Source organism: Cupriavidus sp. GA3-3 (genome assembly GCF_000389805.1).
In the GTDB taxonomy this organism is placed as follows: domain Bacteria; phylum Pseudomonadota; class Gammaproteobacteria; order Burkholderiales; family Burkholderiaceae; genus Cupriavidus; species Cupriavidus necator_D.
This window is the reverse complement of sequence record NZ_KB944479.1, coordinates 297893-318556: the sequence shown is the minus strand read 5'-3', so window position 1 is coordinate 318556 and position 20664 is coordinate 297893. Positions and strand designations below refer to the sequence as shown.

Genomic DNA, 20664 nt, shown 5'->3' with positions numbered 1-20664 from the left:
GGGGAGATCTGAGCATGCGCCACGACCTGCTGGATGTCGCGAAACTTGAGTGGATGTCGCGTGAATTGTCGGAAACCTACCGTTGCGCCGACCCGTTTCCCCATATCTGCATCGACAACTTTCTTGACGAAGACGTTTATCGGAAAGCCAGCGATGCGTTTCCAGGCGCCACGGAGCGCGTCTGGTTCAAGTTTCACTCGGCCACCGAGAACCTGAAGCTGCAAAGCCAGGACTTTTACGCCATCCCGCCTGCGCTGCGGGCGCTGATCATGGAGTTCAATGCGCCCGGATTCACCCGCTTCCTGGAGACGCTGTCCGGCATCCAGGGGCTGGTGCCGGACCCTCACCTCCATGGCGGCGGCTTGCACCAGACGCTGCCTGGAGGCCACCTGGGCCTGCATATCGACTACAACTACCATCTCGAATGGAGGCTTGACCGGCGGCTCAATGTGCTGCTGTATCTCAATGACAAGTGGGAGGACAGTTGGGCCGGCCATCTGCAACTGTGGGACAACGAGGTCCAGCGCTGCGTGCGGAAGATCGCGCCGATCGGAAACCGGCTGGTCGTCTTCAATACCAATGAGTGCTCATGGCACGGGCATCCCGAACCCCTTGCGTGCCCGCGAGGCGTCACGCGACGGTCAATCGCGCTCTACTACTACTCCAACGGCCGGCCCGAGCCGGATGCTGCCGATGAGCATTCCACACGCTTCCAGACGCGGCCGGGCGAGCGGTACGGCTTAACCGCACGGGACATCCTGCATGGCATTACGCCGCCTTATGCGAAAGCGTTGGCCAAGCGGATTGTCGGGCGATAGCGGGGGCCGCAAATCTTGCGATGGAGGGATCATGCCACGATACGGCCAAGCCGCTATCACAAGGCCGCACCGCGCTGACGGGGGCAAGAGCACGTCATATATGCTCGTCACCGGCGGTGCCGGCTTCATCGGCGCCAACTTTGTCCTGAATTGGCTGAGCCAGGATGGCACGGACGGTATCATCAATGTCGACAAGCTGACCTACGCCGGCAACCGCAACACCCTGGCCTCCCTCGGAGGTAACGCCCGCCACATCTTCTCGCAGACTGATATCTGCGATCGCGCCGCCCTGGACAAGCTGTTCGCCGCCCATCAGCCGCGCGCGGTGGTTCACTTTGCCGCCGAAAGCCACGTCGACCGCTCCATCCATGACCCGGCGGAGTTCATCCAGACCAATATCGTCGGCACCTTCAACTTGCTCGAAGCCGCGCGCACTTATTGGGGAGGTCTGGACGCCGCCGCCAAGGCTGCCTTCCGCTTCCTGCACGTCTCCACCGACGAAGTGTTCGGATCGCTGGGCCCCGGCGATCCGCAATTCTCGGAAACCACCGCATATCGGCCGAATAGTCCGTATTCGGCCTCCAAGGCTGCGTCAGACCACTTGGTCCGGGCCTATCACCACACTTACGGGCTGCCGGTGCTGACGACCCACTGCTCGAACAATTACGGTCCCTATCACTTTCCCGAAAAGCTGATCCCGCTGATGATGACCAACGCCTTGGCTGGAAGGTCGCTGCCCATCTACGGCGATGGCCTCAATGTGCGCGACTGGCTCTACGTGGGTGACCACTGCGCCGCAATCTGCGCAGTGCTGGCACGAGGCCGCGTGGGTGAGACCTATAACGTGGGCGGCTGGAACGAGAAGACTAACCTCGACGTGGTCCACACCCTGTGCGACTTGCTGGATGAGCTCCGCCGCAAGGCTATCGGCTCCTATCGCGACCAGATCACCTTCGTCAAGGATCGCCCGGGCCACGACCGCCGCTACGCGATCGATGCCCACAAGCTCGAGCGCGAGCTGGGCTGGAAGCCCGCCGAGACTTTAGAAACCGGCCTGCGCAAGACCGTGCAGTGGTACCTGGACAACCAAGCCTGGGTGCGGAACGCGACGTCCGGCGACTACCGGAACTGGATGGCGAACCAATATGCCGAATAAAGCGATCAGCGTCCCCACGTTCTTGGTGACCGGCAGCAATGGCCAGGTCGGCTTCGAACTGCGTCGTAGCCTGGCCCCGCTGGGCCGTGTCGTAGCATTGGATCGAACCGGCTGCGACCTGTCATGCCCGGACGAAATCCGCCGCATGGTGCGCGAGTACCGGCCCGACGTGATTGTCAACCCGGGCGCCTATACCGCGGTGGACGAGGCGGAAACCGAACCCGATCTGGCCTTCGCCATCAATGGCACGGCTGCCGGAATTCTGGCAGAAGAAGCCAAGGCGCTCGGGAGCCTGCTGGTCCACTATTCTACGGATTATGTCTTCGACGGCACCAAAAACGGGACCTATATTGAAACCGACCTGGTCAATCCACTGTCGGTGTACGGCAAGAGCAAGCTCGCCGGTGAACAGGCCATTACCGCCACCGGTGCACAGTCGTTAATCCTGCGGACCTGCTGGGCGGCAGGCGCCCATGGCGGCAATTTCGCCAAGACAATGCTTCGCCTGGGCCGTGAGCGCGAGAGCCTACGCGTGATTGCCGACCAGTTTGGCGCACCCACCACTGCAACGCTGATTGCCGACGTGACCGCGCAGATCGTGGGACGACGCTGGCTGTGTGGCGACCGCATGTCGTTCCCCTCCGGCCTCTATCACCTGGCCGCTGCCGGTGAAACCACTTGGCACGCCTACGCAACAGAAGTGCTGCGCTATGCCGCCGCCCATGGTATCGAGTTGAAGGTCGATCCGGGGTGTATCGAGCCGATTCCCGCCACGGCTTATCCTCTGCCGGCGCCACGACCGGCCAACTCGCGCCTGGACACCAGCAAGCTGCGCCAGACTTTCGATATCCACCTTCCAGACTGGCAGCAGGGCGTGCATTTCCTACTGGACCAGATTTTTTCCTGAGCCTGCTTACCATGCGCAAAGGCATTATCCCGGCCGTTCCGGCACCCGGCGCTATCCGATTACACGATCGGTATCGAAGCAATTGCTGCCGGTCTCCGACAAGCCGATGGTCTGTTATCCGCTGCCCACTCTGATGCTGGCAAGGATTCGCGACATCCTGATCATCTCAATGGAGCCTGTCAAATGAGCTTGAACGTTATTCAAACTGACATTCCCGAGGTTTTGATCATCGAACCAAAGGTGTTCGGCGATGATCGCGGCTTCTTTTATGAGAGCTTCAATGGGCGCTTGTTTGAGGAGGCAACCGGTGTCAAACGAACCTTTGTGCAAGACAATCATTCGCGCTCCACACGCAATGTATTGCGCGGGCTTCACTATCAGATCAAACATCCCCAAGGCAAGCTGGTGCGGGTGGTGGTGGGCCAGGTGTTTGATGCCGCAGTGGACCTGCGCATGAGCTCGCCAAATTTTGGCAAGTGGGTTGGTGTCATGCTATCCGCAGAGAACAAGCGCGAGCTGTGGGTGCCAGAAGGCTTCGCCCATGGATTTGTAGTGATATCTGAATATGCGGAGTTTCTCTATAAAACGACGGACTATTGGTATCCGGAGCATGAGCGTAGCTTGCTCTGGAACGATACGCGAGTAGGCATCGACTGGCCGATCCATGGCGAACCTGTCCTCGCCGCCAAAGATGCCGCCGCGAGACCAATCGGACATGCTGAACTGTTTGCGTAGGGAACTCAGAAGCGGCAGATGACTTCGATTTCGGAGACGAGCGGCCGGCGAGGCTTCAACCGATCTTAACGAGACATATCCCATGCAAGTTAGCCCTTCCATCTTCAAAGCCTATGACATCCGCGGCATCGTCGGCGAAACCCTCGCCCGCGACGTGGCCCGCCAGATCGGCCTGTCGTTCGGTTCGGCTGCTGCGGAAGCCGGCGAAAAGGCCGTCGTAGTCGGCCGCGACGGCCGCCTCTCCGGCCCCGACCTCATCGGCGGCCTGGTCGGAGGCCTCCGTGCCGCCGGCATGGACGTGATCGACCTGGGCATGGTCGCCACCCCGATGGTCTACTTCGGGACCAATGTCGAGCTGAATAGCGTGAAAGCCACTTCCGGAATCATGGTCACCGGCAGCCACAACCCACCCGACTACAACGGCTTCAAGATGGTCCTGGCGGGCAAGGCGATCTACGGCGAGCAGATTCAGGCGCTGCGCCAGCGGATCAAGGCCGGCGCCTTCGCGAGCGGGGCCGGCTCCTACCGGGAAGTGGATGTGCGTCAGCAGTACCTCGACCGCATCATCGGCGACGTGAAGCTGGCACGCCCCATGAAGATCGCGCTGGACGCCGGCAACGGTGTCGCCGGCGCCTTCGTGGGCGACCTGTTTCGTGGCCTGGGCTGCGAGGTGACCGAGCTGTTCTGTGAGGTCGACGGCCATTTCCCCAACCACCATCCGGACCCGGCCCACGTCGAGAATCTGCAGGACCTGATGAAGTGCCTGCGCGAGACCGATTGCGAGCTGGGCCTGGCCTTTGATGGCGACGGCGACCGCCTCGGCGTGGTGACCAAGGACGGCCAGGTGATCTTCCCGGATCGCCAGCTGATGCTGTTTGCCGAGGAGATCCTGTCGCGCAACCCCGGCGCGCAGGTGATCTACGACGTCAAGTGCACGGGCAAGCTGGCCCCGTGGATTCGCCAGCATGGCGGCGAGCCGCTAATGTGGAAGACCGGCCATTCGCTGGTGAAGGCCAAGCTCAAGGAAACCGGCGCACCGATCGCCGGCGAGATGAGCGGGCACGTGTTCTTCAAGGATCGCTGGTACGGTTTTGATGACGGCTTGTACACGGGCGCGCGCCTGCTGGAAATCCTGTCGCGTCATGCTGACCCCAGCGCCATGCTGAATGCGCTGCCGAACGCCAACAATACGCCAGAGCTCCAGCTCAAGTGCGCCGAGGGCGAGCCGTTCACGCTGCTGGACAAGATCAGGGCCAACGCGAAGTTTGAGGGCGCTCGTGAGGTCATCACCATCGACGGCGTGCGTGTCGAGTACGCCGATGGCTTCGGTCTGGCCCGTCCGTCCAATACCACCCCGGTGGTGGTGATGCGGTTCGAGGCGGACAACGACGCCGCGCTGGCGAGGATCCAGGCTGAATTCAAACGTATGATCCTGGCCGAGAAGCCGGATGCGCGGCTGCCCTTCTGAGTATGTGCTTGCCCATTGAACATGGCAGGCTTGCGCACCTGCGCCGATAGCAAGGGCTGTATGAGGCTTCCTTAACCCATCTTCTTCAACCTGAAAAATCCTCATGTCTGAGTCACTGCTGCTGACTGGCGCCACCGGATATATCGCATCGCATATGTGGGTGGCGCTGCTTGACGGCGGGGCCGATGTCATCGGCCTGGATAATCTGTGCAACAGCAATCAGATAGTGGTCGAGCGAATTGCCGCAATTTCGGGAAAAACCCCGCATTTTGTCAAAGGTGATGTGCGCGACCGCGCGCTGCTCGACCGCCTGTTTGCGGAGCATCGCATCACCGCAGTTCAATGCGTACCCGCAACATAGTGGTTCCTTGCTTGATTGGTTCACCGGATGGACACCTTTATGCGCCGTGCCTTCCGTCGTGACACTGAAGGCGGCCAAAAAAGGGGGCGCGAAGGCGTTGCTACTGGGCTTGCTCCATGTCGTCAAGCTTGGCTCGAAGTGTTTCGACGAGCCAGCAGAGGAAACTTTCCCATCCTTCCCGAGTAATGGCTAAACCCTTGCCACCCTCGACCAGAACGCAGGTTGAGAGATCTCTGTCTGTAAGCTCAGGCCGGAGCAGTAGCCAACGAGCAAGGATGCTCTCCAATTCGTACGGGACGTCGTGCAGGTAAAGGTAGGAGCCGACTTCAGTCTCGACGTAAGGAAGCCCGGCCGGCAGCCAGGCCGACAAAAGCCGCATTTTCTGTTGCAGTGACATAGCAGATCTGGCTAAGACGCCGTTCCGTTCCCATCTGTGATGGTAAAGCGGATTCCAGTGGGCGAGTCAGAATGTTGGCCGAAGTGACCTCAGTGGGAACTACACGTAGTCGCCAGAGCGCTGCCATCCAACGTGAGATGGCCAAAACCAAGCCGCCCAGGGACTCAAAGCCGAGGATTTCTTCCCGAGCGGGAAGATAAGCCGCGCCCGAACCCAAGTCGGGCAGCTAAACCGCGACGTAAAGCAGTACGGAAAAGATAAAAAGCGTCTCATAGATCAATGCATGACACCTTTACGTCGAGTTACCGGACAACTTTACGTTAGAGGACTGAATTCATCCCAAGTACGACATTAGAAAAACGGCCAACATCTGCTGCTGTCCAGCCGGTTTTGACTTGTCGGGATGTCAGCCAAATTCAAATGTCGGTGCGGGCGTGCTTTTTGTGCGGGGTTGGAGTCTTTTGCGGGTTTTTGGTGGGGCGGTGGTGCTGGCCTGAGACGACCGAGTCTGGCCCAGGGTGGGGCGGTGGCAGCGCGGTGGGCAACGTTAAAATGTCTGCCTTCTGATTGAGCGGGGCCGCAGCGAGCGCGCGCTCCAGATCGAGCCGGTTGATCAGCCGCTGGCGCTTGGTGTTCGGCGCCGGCTGGTACGGGCGCGGCGGCTCGCCGGCCAGCGTGCGCGACGGCCCTACGGTTTGCCGGCTGTCGCGCAGCGCCTGCACTTTGGCGGCGAGGTCAAGCACGTGCCCGAGCCGCTTGTTGTCGACAATCGCGCCCTGGTCGATCTCGCCCAGCCGGTCATAGGTGGTGTAGGGCAGGGCGGCGCCATCGGCCCACAACTCGATCCGGCCGTCCGGATACTCGGCGACCTCGAGATAGCGGTGGATCAGGCGCCGGTGCTCGGGGCGGTCCTCGAGCAGGTACATCACCTTGTCGTATTGCAGCGTGAGGCTGGCCGACACTTTGCGCCACTCGCGCCAGCTGAAAATGCGCGCCAGGTCCTCGTCGCCACGCAGCGGCCGGTGCGCATCGAAATCGCGCTTGGGCACCTTGGCAAAGCGGGCGTTGAAGTCCGCCATGAAATGCGGGGCAAAGGCGTTGGCGCCGGCCATGGTGCTGATCCCACGCAGCCGCAACTCCTTGACCAGCCGGTCCTGCAGCGTGCCGTTCATCCGCTCGACGCGGCCCTTGGCCGGGCTCGAATTGGCACACAGGATGTCGATGTTGAGTTCGAACAGCGCGCGCCCGAACTGGGTGTAGCCGCGGCCTCAGCGCCGGCATGACGGCAAGGTTGCTGTAGAGAAAGCCAATCAGCGCTGGTGCTCTGACGGCTTTGAGTTCCGTTGCGACAACGGCGAGTCATTGCGCGTGACGTTCGCCCTGGACTGCTGCGACCGCGAGGCGATGAGCTGGGCGGCGACCACCGGTGGGCATAGCGGTGACGTGGTCCGCGACGTGATGTTGGCCGCCGTCGAGAATCGCTTTGGAAACGCGCTGAAGACGCCGACGGAAATTGAATGGCTGACCGATAACGGCTCGGGCTACACGGCCGACAAGACCAGGGCGTTTGCGTCGGCCATCGGCTTGAAGCCGCTGACCACGCCGGTCTGCAGCCCGCAGAGCAACGGGATGGCCGAGAGCTTCGTGAAGACCATGAAGCGCGACTATGTCGCCTTCATGCCCAAGCCTGATGCCGAGACGGCCGTTCGCAATCTGGCCATCGCCTTTGAGCATTACAACGAGCAGCACCCCCATAGCGCCCTGAATTACCGCTCGCCGCGGGAGTTCAGACGTGCGATGGCCTTATCAACCTAAGGGTGTGACCGTGTCCGGGGACACGGGGGCAAATCCATACATGGCCGGCTCCCGTTTGCCTCGGAAAGCTGGCTAGGATAGGCCGCTAAAGTCGGTGGGTGACATTTCTAATTGGCTCAGGTACGACAATTCTATTTGGCCCTGACATGCAAAAAGCGCATAATGTATATTATGTTAAATTTTTATGACGCATAACAAAAATATCAGTTTCGCGTAGGCCAATCGCTAGTCGCGACGGACTGCTCGTGTCCTCTTGTGCTAGCTATTGATGGCTGTTTCGAGCTTTTTGATCTTGGCAAGATATCGTCGAAGGCGACCGGCTCTTCATCGAACATCATGGGCGCCATCTCCCTGTAATCCATTCGCAGGTCTTTGACCCGTGCTTCGTTCGGCATCAGACGCAGCGTCCCCGGCCGCGCGGTACCGTAACTGGACCAGGCCGATCGGAAGAAGATGGCCTTGTGCTTCGCCACTTGTGCCAGAAGGCCGAAGTTAGTGGCGGCAGCTTGCCCTCCGTTGGTGCCGAGAAGCATGGCCAGGTCGTAGTAATGCCGAGAGAAATACTGAGGTGTTGGCGATTCGGCCGGACGGTGTGCTTCCGCATGTAAGGCCGTGGCCTTTTCCCAAAAGGTACGCTGCGCTGACAGGACGGTCACGGTGCAGTCGGGGTCTTCGAAGAAGTCGGGATAGTCTTCAGCCGCGTAAGGGCGAATAATCTTTTCCTCTGTAGGCCAGGGATCGCCGCGCGCTCCCAACTCGAGCTTCACCCGCGGAGTGATGTACGTCATGCCCATATATTCGGTTTCGGGCAATGCCGTCGGATAGTGGAAGTTCACCGTCTGGGCATCGTTGGAGTCGATCTCAAGCGACCACTCGCCTTTGGTCGGCTCGCCAAGTTGCTGTGCAATCGCGGCGCGAAGGGCCGGAAGGAGGTTCTCGGCGATGTGCCGCTCGACATCGCCCACAAGATCTTCGATGAGCTGATTCGCTTTCTTCCTGCTAATTCCGCCCTGCTCGGGATCCCGACCCCCCGTATAGCCAAGGTCGGCCCGGTCGAAGGTTCGATATCTTCAGAAAAGCGGCGGATGGCGCCGAACGCTTTGGAAAGGGCGTGCCGCCCTTGAAGACAAGCGTGGCGGCCTCCCCTTCCCTTAGGCCAAAGAGGCGCTTCAAGGTCCAGCAGACCCAAAAGTCTTTGTCGATGATCGTATTCGCGATCCCTCGGTTGGCGCCGCTCTCACCAAATAGGGCCGCCCGATCTTCTGCGGGAAGTCGGGCAACCTTATCCATCGATTTCAACCGACGCCGTGTTGGCGATCGAGGTCAGCGTCGGGCGCATCCAGGCCGGCGCTTGGTACGCTGTGGATGCGAGAGTCTTCTTGTCGCTGGCCGACAGGCGATGGGCCGCAATCTGTGCAACGTCGGCGGCACGCACAGGTCCGACATGGCGTAATGCCTGAAAGACGATCCCCACCGCACTCCCCGGAGCGATCAGATACAACAAGGCCGTGATCTACGGCCTGTTGTTCGATGTCGCCGCCGACACCCTACGGACCATCGCCGCCGACCCGAGGCACCTCGGCGCGCAGATTGGCCGAGCGGCTGCGCCAGCTCGCGCGCAGCCTGGAGATGGCCGAGGCGTTCGATCGCGATTGGTCCTTGCCTCGCGGAGCCGCCCACGCCCAGCGTAGGCCCGAGGCTGGTCGGGGCCGTCGCCCTATGAGCGGGCGCTAGTGCGCTTCGGCTCGGATCGCTGGATTTTGGGATTCCCTCACCATAGAGTGATCTCGGCATGATAGCGATTCGGCGCATTCGGCCGCGAACGGTTGCGAGAGCAGCTGGTCGCCCGAGGAATCTCCTGGGAGGAGGCGGCAGAAATCTTGGCGCAGCGCCGGGGCAGGCCGACCCGGAAGCGCCACCGACGCCCCTGGCCGCCCAGGTGGCGCTAAGCCCCGGCGCTCCGCGCGGCGGCTACGAGCAAACGCTGGCGTTCAGCGTCCGGTTCGACACCTTGGCGGCCGGCCTTGTTGGGGCCAGAAAGCGCAACAGCCTGGCCGCCGCACGTGAGGCCGTGGGGGCGGCTGGCTTCGCCGCGCCCGAGTGGTTTCGTGACATCAACGAGACGCCGGACGCCGGCGAAGCTGCCTCGCAATGGCGCCCGTGGCTGCAAGCCGGTAGCTGGGCGGCGCTGCAGCAGCCCCACAATGTGCTTGCGGCGCGCGCCCTATTCCAGTGGCTAGCGACTTGGGATGTCGACTTCTGTCTCGAATACTTTCAGCTGCTCGAACCCAAGCCGCTGCTGCCCCGGGTGGCGCCGATGTTCGATCCGCGCGTGTTCGAGCCCCTGCCCGAGGCAGGTGTCACGATCAGCTATGAGATCCAACGTGATTCTTCAGATATCTCGCTATCTGCTTGAGTGGGCGGGTACCATATTGCCGCACACGGATGCCATGATCTAGGAAACGCGGATATGAGAGTCAAGATTGCCGGGCCGGTGACGCCTGAGCGGCTGGTCGAGGCGCTATAGCGAGTCGCCCTCACCTTCGAAGGGGTCTACGGTGACGAGTTCGTTGGGTTTTACGGCGCGAACCTTTATGTGCAGGCACGAAGGACGGCCGGCAGGTATTCATGCCGCGACCAACAAGAGCGAGCAGTTCAATGACTTCGCGCAGTGGCTGATGGCCTCCCTGCTCTCGGGCAAACGATGCGCCATGGCGGTGACGCTGTCGGACAGGCGCTTGCCTGGGGGTTTTGTCGCGACGTAGGCAGTCCAAATCCCCCAGCTGGTATCCCGACGGAGTAGGAAGGGTCGGTATGGCGCCCTCTCCTTCTCTTGTCTCGGATGACCGCCTTTCGGTGAACCAGCCACTCGGCTCGAAGCGCTCGGACGTCTCAGAAGGGTCGCTAACAGGCAGATCTGCGAGCTGCTGTTCGCCCGTTCGTCGGCTTGGTAGACTTCGCTGTTCTATTCGCACTCTCAACGCTCGCAATGCATATCCTGATCACGGGCGCAGCAGGCTCCAGTACGTCAACGCTAGCGCACTCAGTCGGCTTCGCAACCCATGCGCGCGGTCTGGAATCGGACGATTTCTTTTGGCGTCCGACCGATCCTCTCTTTCAAGAGAAATTTGGCGCCGAGGAGCGAACGGTTGTTCTGTTGACCGCATGCCACAGGTTCTTCTGGCACACGGTGCCATCATTCACGCCGAGCACTTCTTGAGGACTAACAATGATCACAGGACACGTCTTCATTGCCACCAGCCTCGACGGCTTTATCGCCCGGCCCGATGGCGACATCGGCTGGCTTCTGGAGCGGGATGACCCGGCCGAAGACCATGGCTATCCGGCCTTCGTCGCCGACAAGGACGCGATCGTCATGGGCCGGGGCTGCTATGAAAAGGTCCTCACGATGGGCGAATGGGCTTACGACAGGCCAGTGCTGGTGCTGTCCCGAAAGCTGGCCGGCACGCCAGTGCCAGAGGGGCTACAGGGAAAGGTGCGTTTCTCGGATTGCACGCCCACGGAGACGATGTCGCAACTGGAGGCCGCAGGCATGCGCAGGGTATACGTCGATGGCGGCCAGTTGGTCCAGTCATTCCTGCGCGAGGGATTGATCGCCGACCTGGTCGTCACTACTGTGCCGGTGTTGATCGGGGCAGGAAGATCATTGTTCGGAGCCCTGCCGCGGGACGTGAGTCTGGCGCTCGAGTCGAGCCGGCAATTTCCGTCCGGCTTGGTGCAGTCGACCTATCGCGTGCTGCGCTGATTTGAGCGTCAGGTGCGAATCAAGACCTGAACTACGAAGGCGACGGGTCGCTCCTGGGAATCCTTGTCCGGGAACTCGACAATGACGAGACGATGCGGCTGCTAGTCGCCTTCGAGAACCTTGGTTCGACCACCGCGGCCTAAATATCTTCCACCGTAGCGCGCCTCAGTAGCCGGGACTTCTCGTTTGAACTCTTCAAAAAGGGCCGGGTCTGTGATATCGACATCGGCAATCAGGTATGCAGACATGGTGCGCTCCTTTCCGCGGTAGTCCAACGGCCCATTGTCATTGCATGATTGCAGGCGGCGCTGCCTTGAAGTCGAGGGATGGCCATGCCACTGGGCATAACCGCCCAGCGGCCTTCCGACCTCCGCACGCCCAATGTCCTGCGTGTCAAGGCTCATTTCCTGACGACGATATCCGCCTTCGTCTTGCCGACAATATCAAACAATTCCTTTTGCTCAGCAGCCGGAACCTTGAACTTGTTCAGGGACTTCTTGAACTCCTCGGCCATCACGTCCCACTCTCGCTCGCTGATGTTCAGATGAGCATGCGACTCCTTCATCGGCTTTCCGGTGTACTTGCATGGTCCCCCGCTTGCCTCACAGACCAATTGTGCAACCTGGAACTTAAGATAGGGTGGCGGAGAACTCTTTCGGCCGGCGTTGATGGCAGGATTCCTGTTTAGTGTCTTATTCGTGACGAGCCTGTCGATAAAGTCGTCGACCACGATCGTGATCCCCTTCAGCCCCCCTAATCGATCATAAAGTGATGCCTGTGCGCCGACCTGTTGCGCCAATACTGCCGGGCCAAAGCAAGCGCAAAGTGCGAACGAGATAACGAGTAATGCTCTCGAGAAGAGTCTCATTTCCTCCTCCAGTAGTTCCGGGCCAACAAGCCCTTTGAAGGGAAATCTAGTGCAAACGAGCTGGTCGGTCTGTGCGGGATCGCACGCCGTGCGGTACACCCAACTCCTCACGCGACGATCAGCGGCATTGCGGCCGACGTGATCGTGCGGCATTTTTTCGTTGAATCTCGGAGAGGACAATTTGGATCCCGTCGCGCACAATCAGGCCCTCCTGTTCCACCTGTGCCAGCGCGCGATACAAGGTTTCATGCGCGATCCCAAGCGTGCCCGCCCATTGCATGAGCGTTCCGGGCGGTGTGAACCGTCCGTAAGCATCGTGCTCGAGCTGCAGACAATGCAGGATGCGGTCGCGCGGCGAGCGTAGCGTCAGGCGTTCCTCGCGTGCACGGCTGCGCATGAGTTGCCGCGACAGGAGCCGTACCCATTCCACCGCGAACGATGGATCGCCCTGCAGACACGCGAGCAACGTCCTCGCAGGAAAGGCAAACAATTCGCTCGCTCTCCCGCAAAATGCGTCGCAGTGGTAGTGGGAGCTGAAGAGGCTTGCTTCGGCCACGAAATCGCCGGGGCCTGCAGTCTGCAGCGTGAGGGGTTCGCCGTCCGCTCCGTCACGTCGCAATAGCACCTGCCCTGTCTGCACCTGGTAGATCGACTCGACCCGCTGTCCGCGATTGAATACGTACGTGTCAGGATCGTACCGGCGCAAGCGAGCCGATTCGCGCAGCGCGGCAGGCCACGCCGGCAGGGCCGCCACCGCCGGAGCGGGGGACGAATCTGGCAAATCGTCGACTGGCATCCTGGTCGTATGCGCGGCTTATTCCGCTGTCGAGGCGTTCGCCGGACGATGATGCATCATGCCAGGGGCGTGCCCTGCCATCGCGTCGTGGCCATGATCGGACAATTGGGCATCGAACCAGACGTGCAGCGCGGCGACGAGGCGAGGCTCGTCCGTGTGAAATTCGATTTCGCCTCCATCGGGCAAGTCGCGATAGTGGATCTTCAGTTCTCCCGGCTGTGCTGCACGCAGCGCGGCTAGGCCCGGCATACTGTTGCCGTGGATCCGCTCCGGCGCCTCGAAGTCACCCGCCGAGAACTGCCGAGCGATCGCGGTCAGATGCCCGCGGATCAGCGTAACCTGCTTCGGGTGGTGATGCTTTGTGACGACCTGTTGGTTCCCACCGTCCGCCGTCTTCGTAAAGATGTGGGTCGTAGCCGCAAGGGTGAACGGCATCACCTCCGCGCCGTGTTGCCCAACGTCCTTCTGGCGCGCCGTGACTTCGGCGATGGCGGACGACGACAGCGCAGCGGCACCAAGCAGGATGCCGGTCGATGCCGCGATTACAGTGGCTGAATGGCGTTTCATGGATCACTTCAATCGAAAGTATGCTCACAGTCTAGTGCCGGTATCCGGCTCGCTCTATGACTGAAATCATACGCGGTGACACGCCGTTTGACCGAGCGGTGGTCGCGCGAAGTCAAAAAGACGGACACCCACCCGTCGGCTTCGCTCAATCTACCGGACATTCGACATTCTCCAACCCCAACGGAATTGGCGACCTTCAAGCGGCTCGCTTCCACGCCAGTACACGAATTGCGTGGAAGAAAGGCCAGAATATGCCTCCTCGCGAAAGCGGTTGACGGCCTCCCGCTGCTGGAGATATTCGGCGGCCTTCGCGGGCAATGGCGGGCCATGCGTCAAGGCGGTATAAGACATCACTCAAATCGCGACCGCTCACAACACTGTCCTTGCTGCACCTGCGGACATCGGACCGAGCCAAATGAGCAGAACACGCAGCAGTCTCCCGACTTGGGTTTCAGCAGCACTCTGCAATACCGACACTCATAGAAGAACACGCACGCATCCATAGGCATGGTCTCCCGCTGCGCCCACCCGCAATGTGGACAGGTCACGACTGATTCGAGGATGACGTCATGCATCGCGCTATCGTCGTTGAAGATCAGACAGATCGCCCGCGCTTCCCGTCCACATGGCTCAGTGCTCCGAAGCGTCCATGAGACGCCGGTGAATCAGCCAGTCAACCGAGAGCGCCCCGCCCCCCCGTGCCAGCAGTACCAGCAGCATCGCCGCCCACTGGATATGCGTGGGCCATGCCAGCGGATAGACGAACAGCTGGATCACCGTGATCATGCCAAGCAGTATCAGCGCCACGGGGCGGGCTGCCAGGCCGAGCACCAGCAGTACTGGCGTTGTCAGCTCAACGGATACCGCCAGGTAGCGGCCAGTTCGGGCGGCAGTAGCGGCAGCCGGTATTCCTCCCGGAACAGTTCCACCGCCGTTGCCCAGTTCGCCAGCTTGGCCATGGCTGAATTCCAGAAGACGGTGGCAACCGCGAGCCGCAACGGAATGGCCAGGATTGTGTATGGCATGCGATCGAGCCAATCCACCACGCGTTGCGCGTGCGCGACTATCGTGAGGGGGGTGTGGGGAGGGGGCGTGGCGTGTGTCATGGCGAGAGATCCAGAATGGGTAAGTCAGAGATCTGGGTCCGGCTAGCTGTCACCAGCATGGCGGTCACGTCATCCAGCATCGCTCCCAGCATGCCGCGCTGGACCTGGCCTGCCGGGTTCAGGAAGGCCGGCGTGGCGTGGTAGGCGGATTCCAGCGTTCCCGCTTTCAGGTCGACCGCACCGATTCTTCCACCAAGCAACGAGCAGATGGGGGGTGGCGGCACCTGTCCGCGCTGCATCCTGGCGAAGTAGTTGTCCAAGTTCATATCCAATGATGTCATTCCCAGTCCTCCCCCATCAGCAGTTCAGGTGCTTCTTCATCCCGAGCAGGGCCAGCGGCGTTATGCCGGCCAGCTTTCGCTCAACTCAGCGGCCTGCGTCTGCAGCGCATCCGGGTCGCCGGCCACGCGGTCAAGGAAGCCGCATGCCAGCATCTGCGCGGCATCGAGCTTATCGACGGCCAGCAGTACGCGTTTGGCGGTGGCCAGGCCGAGCCGAGACACGTAGCGCTCCAGCCCGCCGCGGTAGAACAGCAGCCCCAGCCGCGCCGCCGGCATGAACATGTCGACGCCATGCGCGCCAAGCCGGAAATCGCAGGCTAGCGCGAGATCGGTAGCGCCGCCGTACAGGCCGCCCTGGATCAAAGCGATGGTGACGGGCCGCGCCGCTTCCAGCGCGTTGGCCAGCGCTTCGAAGCGCTCGCCGGCGTCGCTACTGCCGACCTTTCCGATATTGAAGCCGCTGCAGAATGCAGGCCCCGAGTCTCGATGCGCAGCACCAGCACGTCGGGACGGGCATTGACGGCGGCGATCTGCTCGCGCATCAGGTCGAGGTCTTCCGGCTTCGCATTCGCTTTGAGCGTAGGGCCGACATTCACGAAGCATTCCTCAAACTCGGTTGGTCCCTTGTCTGCTGGAACATCTTCAGGCGTACGGAGCAGTCATTTTGAAACGGTCTCTTATCAATTTCCGCGCGTGATCCCACGTCCTGATGTGAAACCACTCTGTACCACCCGATCCTGGCAACGGTTTTAGCGATGTTTATATAGCAGTTCGTGCAGGACCCTTTTCTGCTGCGCGACAGGAGCGCGAAGTCCCCTTGTAAATAATGGATGACTCGTGATCTATAGGCTGCCGACACGCAAAGAGCGATGCCAAACATCTCTTGCTATTCCGATCTTAAATTCTTTTAGATTGGAATGACGCAGCATATATAAAAATCTGAACTCGTCCATCGTTGATTCACTTTACGTTGGGCTTGCATGTAATCCTCAAGCGCAAAGTTTTCTGCAAAAATTATGAAGAAGATCGATGCGTAGCAATCCTCGACAACGAGGGCTCCTTTCAGTGGCTTCGGTTGGGGATGGGTGTCCGGTATCTAAAAATCCGCCACATCCCTCGGCAAGCCTCCGATTTGGCTGAAATTTTCAGCACCGGTACCCCATGGTCAGCCCGTAGTCGGCCATCTCCGCCTGGATCCAGCGGATCGCCGCCGCCCGCTCAGTTTTTGCTGTCATCGCTGTCGTCACTGCTGTCCGCTGCCGTCATCCGGCTTGGAGGCGGCCGCTGGCGCGCCCTGCTTGTCGTCTTGCTGTTCGTCCCGTGTTTCGCTTGGCACCGCCTCGTCGTTCGGCGCCGGGCCGCCGGCCTTGCGCCGCCGTCCGCCACCACCCTCGCCCCGCCCCAGAGGCGCCCCCCGCAATTTTGCCAGCAGCTGCCGCGCCAGCGCCGCTTCGGCCTCAGCGCGCTCCGCGCGGCGCTGCGCCGCGCCCAGCTCCGCCTGCACCGCGTCCAGGTCGTTCGCCGCTTTGCGCTGCGACTGCTCGGCGGCCGCGAGCCGATCGGCGAGCGCCGCGGCCTGGGCCTCGAGCCGGGCCCGGACTTCGGCCTGTGCCACCGCCGCGTCGCGCGCCTCGCTGCGCGCCGCCACCAGCTCGCCGCGCAGTGCTTCGGCCGTGCGCTCGCTCTGCTGGCGCGCGGTACGCTCCGCGTCCAGTTCGCGCAAGGCCCGTCGCTCGCTGGCTTCGGACCCGCTCCTGGGCAAGGGTCACCGCCTCGCGGGCACGCTCCAGCTCGGTCGAGAATTGGGTACGCAGTTCCGCCAGTTGCCGCCCCCGGCCTCCAGTTCCGCCCGCCCCGCTTCCAGCCGAGCTTGGGTCGCCGCGTGCGCCTGCCGCTCCGCGGCCAGCGTCCCCTGACCCTCCTCGATGGGTTGGCGCTCGGCTTCAGCAGCGCTGGCGGCGGCGCGCGCCTCGGCGCGCAGCGTGGCCAGCTCGCCGGTGGCGGCCTCGTTGGCCGCCTGCCAGATGGTCTGGACCGCCCCGGCCGCGATGTCCTTCAACGCCTCCGGCAAGTCGGGATGGTCGATGGTGACGCGCGTGCGGCCGCGCAGCTCCTGCCAGAACGCCTGCAGCACCTCGGCCGGCGTGCCCATGCTGCCCTTGCGCACCAGGCTGTAGAGCTTGTTGGCGGTGGGCGTGACGCCGTAGCGGAAGAACAGCAGGCCGCACACCTCGCGGTACAGCGCGCGGGTCTCGGGAAAGCGGCTGCGCAGCTCAGCCAGGTCGGTTTGCAGCGCGGCGTCGGTCGGAGACCGCGCCAAAGCGGTCTCCTTTTTGTGCGGTGCACCTGCGTGCCACTGCCTTGTCTCGCTATCGGCAAGTTGAAAGCGCCCCCCGAAGTGGCCTGTAGTGGCCGGAGGTGTGATCAGGCTTTTGGTTTGGCTGCTGCGGCGGTAGGCGTTCTCGCCTTAATACAAGACCGACGGCAGGAACGAACCTTCCGGCTGCTGGTATAGCCCGATGCTCATCAAGGTCATCGGCTGCACAATGCGCAGCCCGCGTTCCAGGCACCAGCGCAGCAACTCCCCATTGCGCGTGGGCAGAAGGAATCCGGGGCCGGCAAAGGCGGGGGCGGCGCCGATCAGCGCTTTCATGCCCGTGTTGTTTTCAGCGACGGCGTGCCCGAAGAATCCGATGGCGGTCGCATAGGCCACAATGCGTCCGTCGTGTGCAGCCACACTCGCCGTCCCCTGGTCGATTGCATCGCGCAGTTCGCCTGCGCGCTCATGTCCGTGAACCTGCAGGCAGAGGCGGTTGCAGGCGTCGAGGTCTGATGGTACAGCCGCCCGCACTGGGTAGCCAGGGACTTTTGCATTCACTGCGCTGCCCTGCAGTACTGAAAGCGGTTCCCGCGCTTCGAAGCCAAGACGGGCGTAAAGCGACAACGAGCGATTGTGATATGCCGCCTGGACGAGTCGAATGCCGGCGGCATTCCTGCTGCGGCCGCGCTGCAGTACGTGCTCCATCAGGGCGTGTCCAACTTTCCTGTCTTGAACCGAGGGGTCGATGGTGATGGGGCCAATGCCGACGATTGGCCCACCTTCCCACAGAAAATTGCTGCCGATGACGTCGCCGTCGATTTCGGCTACGACCGAGAAGACATCCTCGCGCGAGAACAAGTCGGCCATCAGGCCAACCGCTACATCGGGCGAGGGAAAATCCGGCGGGAAGGCATGTGCCTGGGCAATCGCCGCGAAGGCGCTGAAACAGATGGCGCCGCATCGCGCGGCGTCTTCCGGCTTTCCTGATCTGAGTTGCAGCGTCATCAAGGTTCTCTTTTTTTCAAGGGCCCAGGCAACCGAAAACCATATTCCACAAAATCAATGCGTTACGCATGGACTTCACAGCTTAGAAACCGAACTGGCAATTTCAATTCGCCATAAGGCGAATTGACAAACCGGGGCGTCTTCGCTGTAAGCCTTCGATAGCATGGCCCGGTGTCGAACTTAGCACGTGTGGATAGCGGTCATGAACTCGGAAATTGCGAAAGTGTCGCCAGTCGCCGGGCGACCACGAGGTTGTGGCGCCGTTCGCGCAGAGTGGCGATCACGTCCGCCGGCAAGTGCGACTCGACGTTGACCATCGGCCCATGCTCGATCCGCAAGCGCGGGGCATCGCTCATGGCCTGCGGGAATCGCTGATCAATAGCCGCTGAGCGGAGCGTCAGCGCTTGTTTGACATCCGACTTTCACAATTCGGGAGAGTGGGAGTGGTTTGAACCCGATTTGGGGCCGAATGGCACCCATTACTCTCCCTTCTTCAGCCACCAGATCGGCAGCTCGCCGACGCCTTCGGCGGCGGGCTGGTATATGATATGACGCGCTCGACTCCTATATGGTGGCCTGGCAGGCCGGCGTCGGGCTGGACCTGGCCGCCGGGCTGGCACAAATCGCATTCGCCGCGGCCTCGTGCCGGCGGCCGCCGGCGCTGGCGGCGACCTAGATTCCTGAGATGCGGGATGGTGCCATGCCTTGGCACGTCGGCTTCGGCTCGCTAGGCTTTTAAGGGTGACCATCCAGCGGCGGCGCACCGGTGCGCACGGCGCTAGTCCCGAGGCCAATCTGCGAGACTGGATCGATGATACACGCGCGAAACGTCATCCGCAGCATCATCCTGCTCCTGGCTGGATTCATCCTGGCAGCCTGTGGCGGCAGCGTGGACGTTGTCATCACTAGCGGCGGGTCGTCACGCGGCGCGCTCTCGGTGGTGATCTTGGGATTGCCCGCCGGCACGAGCGGCGATGTGACCGTGACCGGCCCTGGCGGCTTCCGCCAGCGCCTGGGCGCATCCGCCACGCTGACCAATCTGGCAAGCGGGGCTTACACGGTGAAGGCTGCAGCAGTGCTGACCGGCAGCACGACGCTGACTCCGCAGCCCAGCACCCAGCAGGTGGCCGTAGGCAGCACAACCGCGACAGCCACGGTGACCTATACGGCCGCCCAGTCCTTCAGCCTCGCGCTGCGGGAGGTGGCTTCCGGGCTGGCTGGGCCAGTCTTCCTGACCGCGCCGGCCAATGACACGCGGCTGTTCGTGGCCGAGCGCGCCGGGCGCATACGCATCGTGCAGAACGGTGTGCTGCTGGCGACGCCGTTCCTGGATATCTCGAACCTGACCACGACGGACGGCGAGCGCGGCTTGCTCTCGCTGGCGTTCGATCCGGCATATGCCGCCAACGGTCGCTTCTACGTCTATTACACCGACACCGCAGGCGATATCACGATCGCCCGCTACCAGGTGTCCGCGGCAAATCCCAACGTGGCGGACACGGCCGGGACCATCGTGCTGAGCATCGCGCATCCGAACTTCAACAACCACAACGGCGGGCTGCTGGCCTTCGGCCCCGACGGGATGCTCTACCTTGGCACCGGGGACGGCGGCGGCGCAGGCGATCCGTCCGGACACGCGCAGGACACCGGCTCCCTGCTGGGCAAGCTGCTGCGGATCGATGTCAGCCGCGCCGGCAGCCAGCCGTATGCCATCCCGCCCGACAATCCCTTCGCCGCCCAGGCCGGCCTGCGCGGCGAGATCTGGGCCATGGGCCTGCGCAATCCCTGGCGCTTTGCCTTCGATCCCGCCGAAGCCAGTCTCTATATTGCCGATGTGGGACAGAACCAGCGCGAGGAAATCGATGTGGCGCCATTGGCCAGCGCCGGCCTGAACTACGGCTGGAACCTGACCGAAGGCTCGTTGTGCTTGGCGTCCGTGCCATGCAGCCCACAGGGCTTTGTCCTGCCCCTGCTGGAATACGGCCACGACGCCGCTGGCGGATGCGCGGTGGTGGGCGGCTACGTCTACCGCGGCAGCGCCATGCCGGCACTGCGCGGACGCTACCTCTATTCGGACCTGTGCAGCGGCTGGCTGCGCAGCTTTGCCTACCGGGACGCGGCGGCCGAGCAACTGGACTGGGGCGTTGCCATCCCGGGCAGCGTGTTCTCGTTCGGCGCAGATGCGCAGGGCGAACTCTACGTGCTGGCCGATACCCTTGCGTCCGGCACGAGCGGCAGGGTATATCGCATCGTCGAGCGCGGCGCGCCCTAGGGCCTGACGCACTGGACTAATGTCAG

The 20664-nt window shown here is 62.0% G+C and carries 20 protein-coding genes and 9 pseudogenes; 13 read left to right on the top strand and 16 right to left on the bottom strand.

All coding sequences use genetic code 11. The annotated features are described in order from the left end of the window. The first annotated feature begins 14 nt into the window (after positions 1-14). The 7 genes and pseudogenes from C265_RS16965 to C265_RS16940 form a co-directional block, all read left to right on the top strand. The gene (locus tag C265_RS16965; protein ID WP_010812053.1) at positions 15-818 is read left to right on the top strand and encodes a 2OG-Fe(II) oxygenase; all 804 of its coding nucleotides are present in this window, start codon (positions 15-17) and stop codon (positions 816-818) included. Between the two features lie 100 nt (positions 819-918). Then, entirely contained in the window at positions 919-1974 is a 1056-nt protein-coding gene (rfbB, locus tag C265_RS16960; protein ID WP_010812052.1) for a dTDP-glucose 4,6-dehydratase, read from the top strand. Further along, positions 1964-2881, top strand: a complete 918-nt coding sequence (gene rfbD, locus C265_RS16955) for a dTDP-4-dehydrorhamnose reductase (RefSeq protein ID WP_010812051.1) — start codon at positions 1964-1966, stop codon at positions 2879-2881. The genes rfbB and rfbD overlap by 11 nt, the downstream gene beginning before the upstream one ends. Then, positions 2820-3050 (top strand): annotated as a pseudogene (locus C265_RS31620) (sugar phosphate nucleotidyltransferase); the annotation flags it as partial. The gene rfbD and the pseudogene C265_RS31620, both read left to right, overlap by 62 nt. Positions 3051-3064: 14 nt before the next feature. Beyond that, positions 3065-3616, top strand: coding sequence for a dTDP-4-dehydrorhamnose 3,5-epimerase (gene rfbC, locus C265_RS16950; RefSeq protein ID WP_011615353.1), 552 nt, complete (start codon positions 3065-3067; stop codon positions 3614-3616). Between the two features lie 82 nt (positions 3617-3698). Beyond that, positions 3699-5084 (top strand): phosphomannomutase/phosphoglucomutase, encoded by a 1386-nt coding sequence (locus C265_RS16945; RefSeq protein ID WP_010812049.1) that lies wholly within the window; start codon positions 3699-3701, stop codon positions 5082-5084. Positions 5085-5187: 103 nt separating this feature from the next. Next, positions 5188-5424 (top strand): annotated as a pseudogene (locus tag C265_RS16940) (NAD-dependent epimerase/dehydratase family protein); the annotation flags it as partial. A gap of 121 nt (positions 5425-5545) precedes the next feature. Here the strand turns inward: C265_RS16940 and C265_RS16935 are convergent. Together C265_RS16935 and C265_RS16930 are read right to left on the bottom strand one after the other, a co-directional pair. Then, on the bottom strand, positions 5546-5842 hold the full coding sequence (locus C265_RS16935) for a hypothetical protein (protein ID WP_010812047.1): 297 nt from the start codon (positions 5840-5842) through the stop codon (positions 5546-5548). Positions 5843-6258: 416 nt separating this feature from the next. Further along, positions 6259-7110: pseudogene (locus tag C265_RS16930) on the bottom strand (ISNCY family transposase); the annotation flags it as partial. Between C265_RS16930 and C265_RS16925 the strand changes: the two are divergent. Next, positions 7103-7657: pseudogene (locus C265_RS16925) on the top strand (DDE-type integrase/transposase/recombinase); the annotation flags it as partial. The pseudogenes C265_RS16930 and C265_RS16925 overlap by 8 nt on opposite strands. A 203-nt stretch (positions 7658-7860) precedes the next feature. Here C265_RS16925 and C265_RS16920 read toward each other — a convergent pair. Together C265_RS16920 and C265_RS16915 are read right to left on the bottom strand one after the other, a co-directional pair. Then, on the bottom strand, positions 7861-8622 hold the full coding sequence (locus C265_RS16920) for a nucleotidyl transferase AbiEii/AbiGii toxin family protein (protein WP_010812044.1): 762 nt from the start codon (positions 8620-8622) through the stop codon (positions 7861-7863). Between the two features lie 317 nt (positions 8623-8939). Next, entirely contained in the window at positions 8940-9161 is a 222-nt protein-coding gene (locus C265_RS16915) for a hypothetical protein (RefSeq protein ID WP_234788280.1), read from the bottom strand. Positions 9162-9596: 435 nt separating this feature from the next. On the opposite strand from C265_RS16915, the gene C265_RS16910 reads away from it, so the two are divergent. Together C265_RS16910 and C265_RS16905 are read left to right on the top strand one after the other, a co-directional pair. After that, positions 9597-10073 (top strand): hypothetical protein, encoded by a 477-nt coding sequence (locus C265_RS16910; protein WP_010812042.1) that lies wholly within the window; start codon positions 9597-9599, stop codon positions 10071-10073. A gap of 813 nt (positions 10074-10886) precedes the next feature. Further along, positions 10887-11423, top strand: coding sequence for a dihydrofolate reductase family protein (locus C265_RS16905; protein ID WP_010812040.1), 537 nt, complete (start codon positions 10887-10889; stop codon positions 11421-11423). A 101-nt stretch (positions 11424-11524) separates the two neighbouring features. On the opposite strand, the gene C265_RS31610 is transcribed toward C265_RS16905, so the two are convergent. From C265_RS31610 to C265_RS31600, 8 genes and pseudogenes are all read right to left on the bottom strand, one after another. Then, positions 11525-11671, bottom strand: coding sequence for a DUF1330 domain-containing protein (locus C265_RS31610; RefSeq protein WP_081645132.1), 147 nt, complete (start codon positions 11669-11671; stop codon positions 11525-11527). A gap of 152 nt (positions 11672-11823) precedes the next feature. Then, entirely contained in the window at positions 11824-12291 is a 468-nt protein-coding gene (locus tag C265_RS16900; protein ID WP_011615347.1) for a group 1 truncated hemoglobin, read from the bottom strand. A gap of 118 nt (positions 12292-12409) precedes the next feature. Beyond that, the gene (locus C265_RS16895; RefSeq protein WP_010812038.1) at positions 12410-13087 is read right to left on the bottom strand and encodes a Crp/Fnr family transcriptional regulator; all 678 of its coding nucleotides are present in this window, start codon (positions 13085-13087) and stop codon (positions 12410-12412) included. 18 nt (positions 13088-13105) lie between these two features. Continuing rightward, entirely contained in the window at positions 13106-13654 is a 549-nt protein-coding gene (locus C265_RS16890; protein ID WP_010812037.1) for a hypothetical protein, read from the bottom strand. Between the two features lie 350 nt (positions 13655-14004). After that, positions 14005-14229 carry a GDCCVxC domain-containing (seleno)protein gene (locus C265_RS32950; RefSeq protein ID WP_010812036.1) on the bottom strand — a complete coding sequence of 75 codons (225 nt, stop codon included), beginning with the start codon at positions 14227-14229 and terminating at the stop codon, positions 14005-14007. A 55-nt stretch (positions 14230-14284) separates the two neighbouring features. Continuing rightward, positions 14285-14760, bottom strand: a pseudogene (locus C265_RS16885) (DoxX family protein). Next, positions 14757-15020, bottom strand: a complete 264-nt coding sequence (locus C265_RS16880; protein WP_174549471.1) for a hypothetical protein — start codon at positions 15018-15020, stop codon at positions 14757-14759. Before C265_RS16880 ends, C265_RS16885 begins: the two are co-directional and overlap by 4 nt. 81 nt (positions 15021-15101) lie before the next feature. Continuing rightward, a complete protein-coding gene (locus C265_RS31600; RefSeq protein WP_011615340.1) occupies positions 15102-15644 on the bottom strand; it encodes an enoyl-CoA hydratase/isomerase family protein in 543 nt (180 codons plus the stop codon). On the opposite strand from C265_RS31600, the pseudogene C265_RS31595 reads away from it, so the two are divergent. Continuing rightward, positions 15599-15709 (top strand): annotated as a pseudogene (locus C265_RS31595) (IS5/IS1182 family transposase); the annotation flags it as partial. The gene C265_RS31600 and the pseudogene C265_RS31595 overlap by 46 nt on opposite strands. Positions 15710-16201: 492 nt before the next feature. Here C265_RS31595 and C265_RS32945 read toward each other — a convergent pair. The 4 genes and pseudogenes from C265_RS32945 to C265_RS32540 form a co-directional block, all read right to left on the bottom strand. Continuing rightward, a pseudogene (locus tag C265_RS32945) lies at positions 16202-16276 on the bottom strand (H-NS histone family protein); the annotation flags it as partial. Then, positions 16260-17322 (bottom strand): annotated as a pseudogene (locus C265_RS16870) (DNA-binding protein). The pseudogenes C265_RS16870 and C265_RS32945, both read right to left, overlap by 17 nt. 186 nt (positions 17323-17508) lie before the next feature. Then, positions 17509-18366, bottom strand: coding sequence for a GNAT family N-acetyltransferase (locus tag C265_RS16865; RefSeq protein ID WP_010812031.1), 858 nt, complete (start codon positions 18364-18366; stop codon positions 17509-17511). Positions 18367-18566: 200 nt separating this feature from the next. Then, positions 18567-18722: a hypothetical protein gene (locus tag C265_RS32540; protein ID WP_168163314.1), complete on the bottom strand. Its 156-nt coding sequence runs from the start codon at positions 18720-18722 to the stop codon at positions 18567-18569. A 133-nt stretch (positions 18723-18855) separates the two neighbouring features. Between C265_RS32540 and C265_RS32940 the strand changes: the two are divergent. After that, positions 18856-19042: pseudogene (locus C265_RS32940) on the top strand (MFS transporter); the annotation flags it as partial. A gap of 135 nt (positions 19043-19177) precedes the next feature. After that, on the top strand, positions 19178-20638 hold the full coding sequence (locus C265_RS16860) for a sorbosone dehydrogenase family protein (RefSeq protein ID WP_010812029.1): 1461 nt from the start codon (positions 19178-19180) through the stop codon (positions 20636-20638). The last annotated feature ends 26 nt before the right edge of the window (positions 20639-20664 follow it).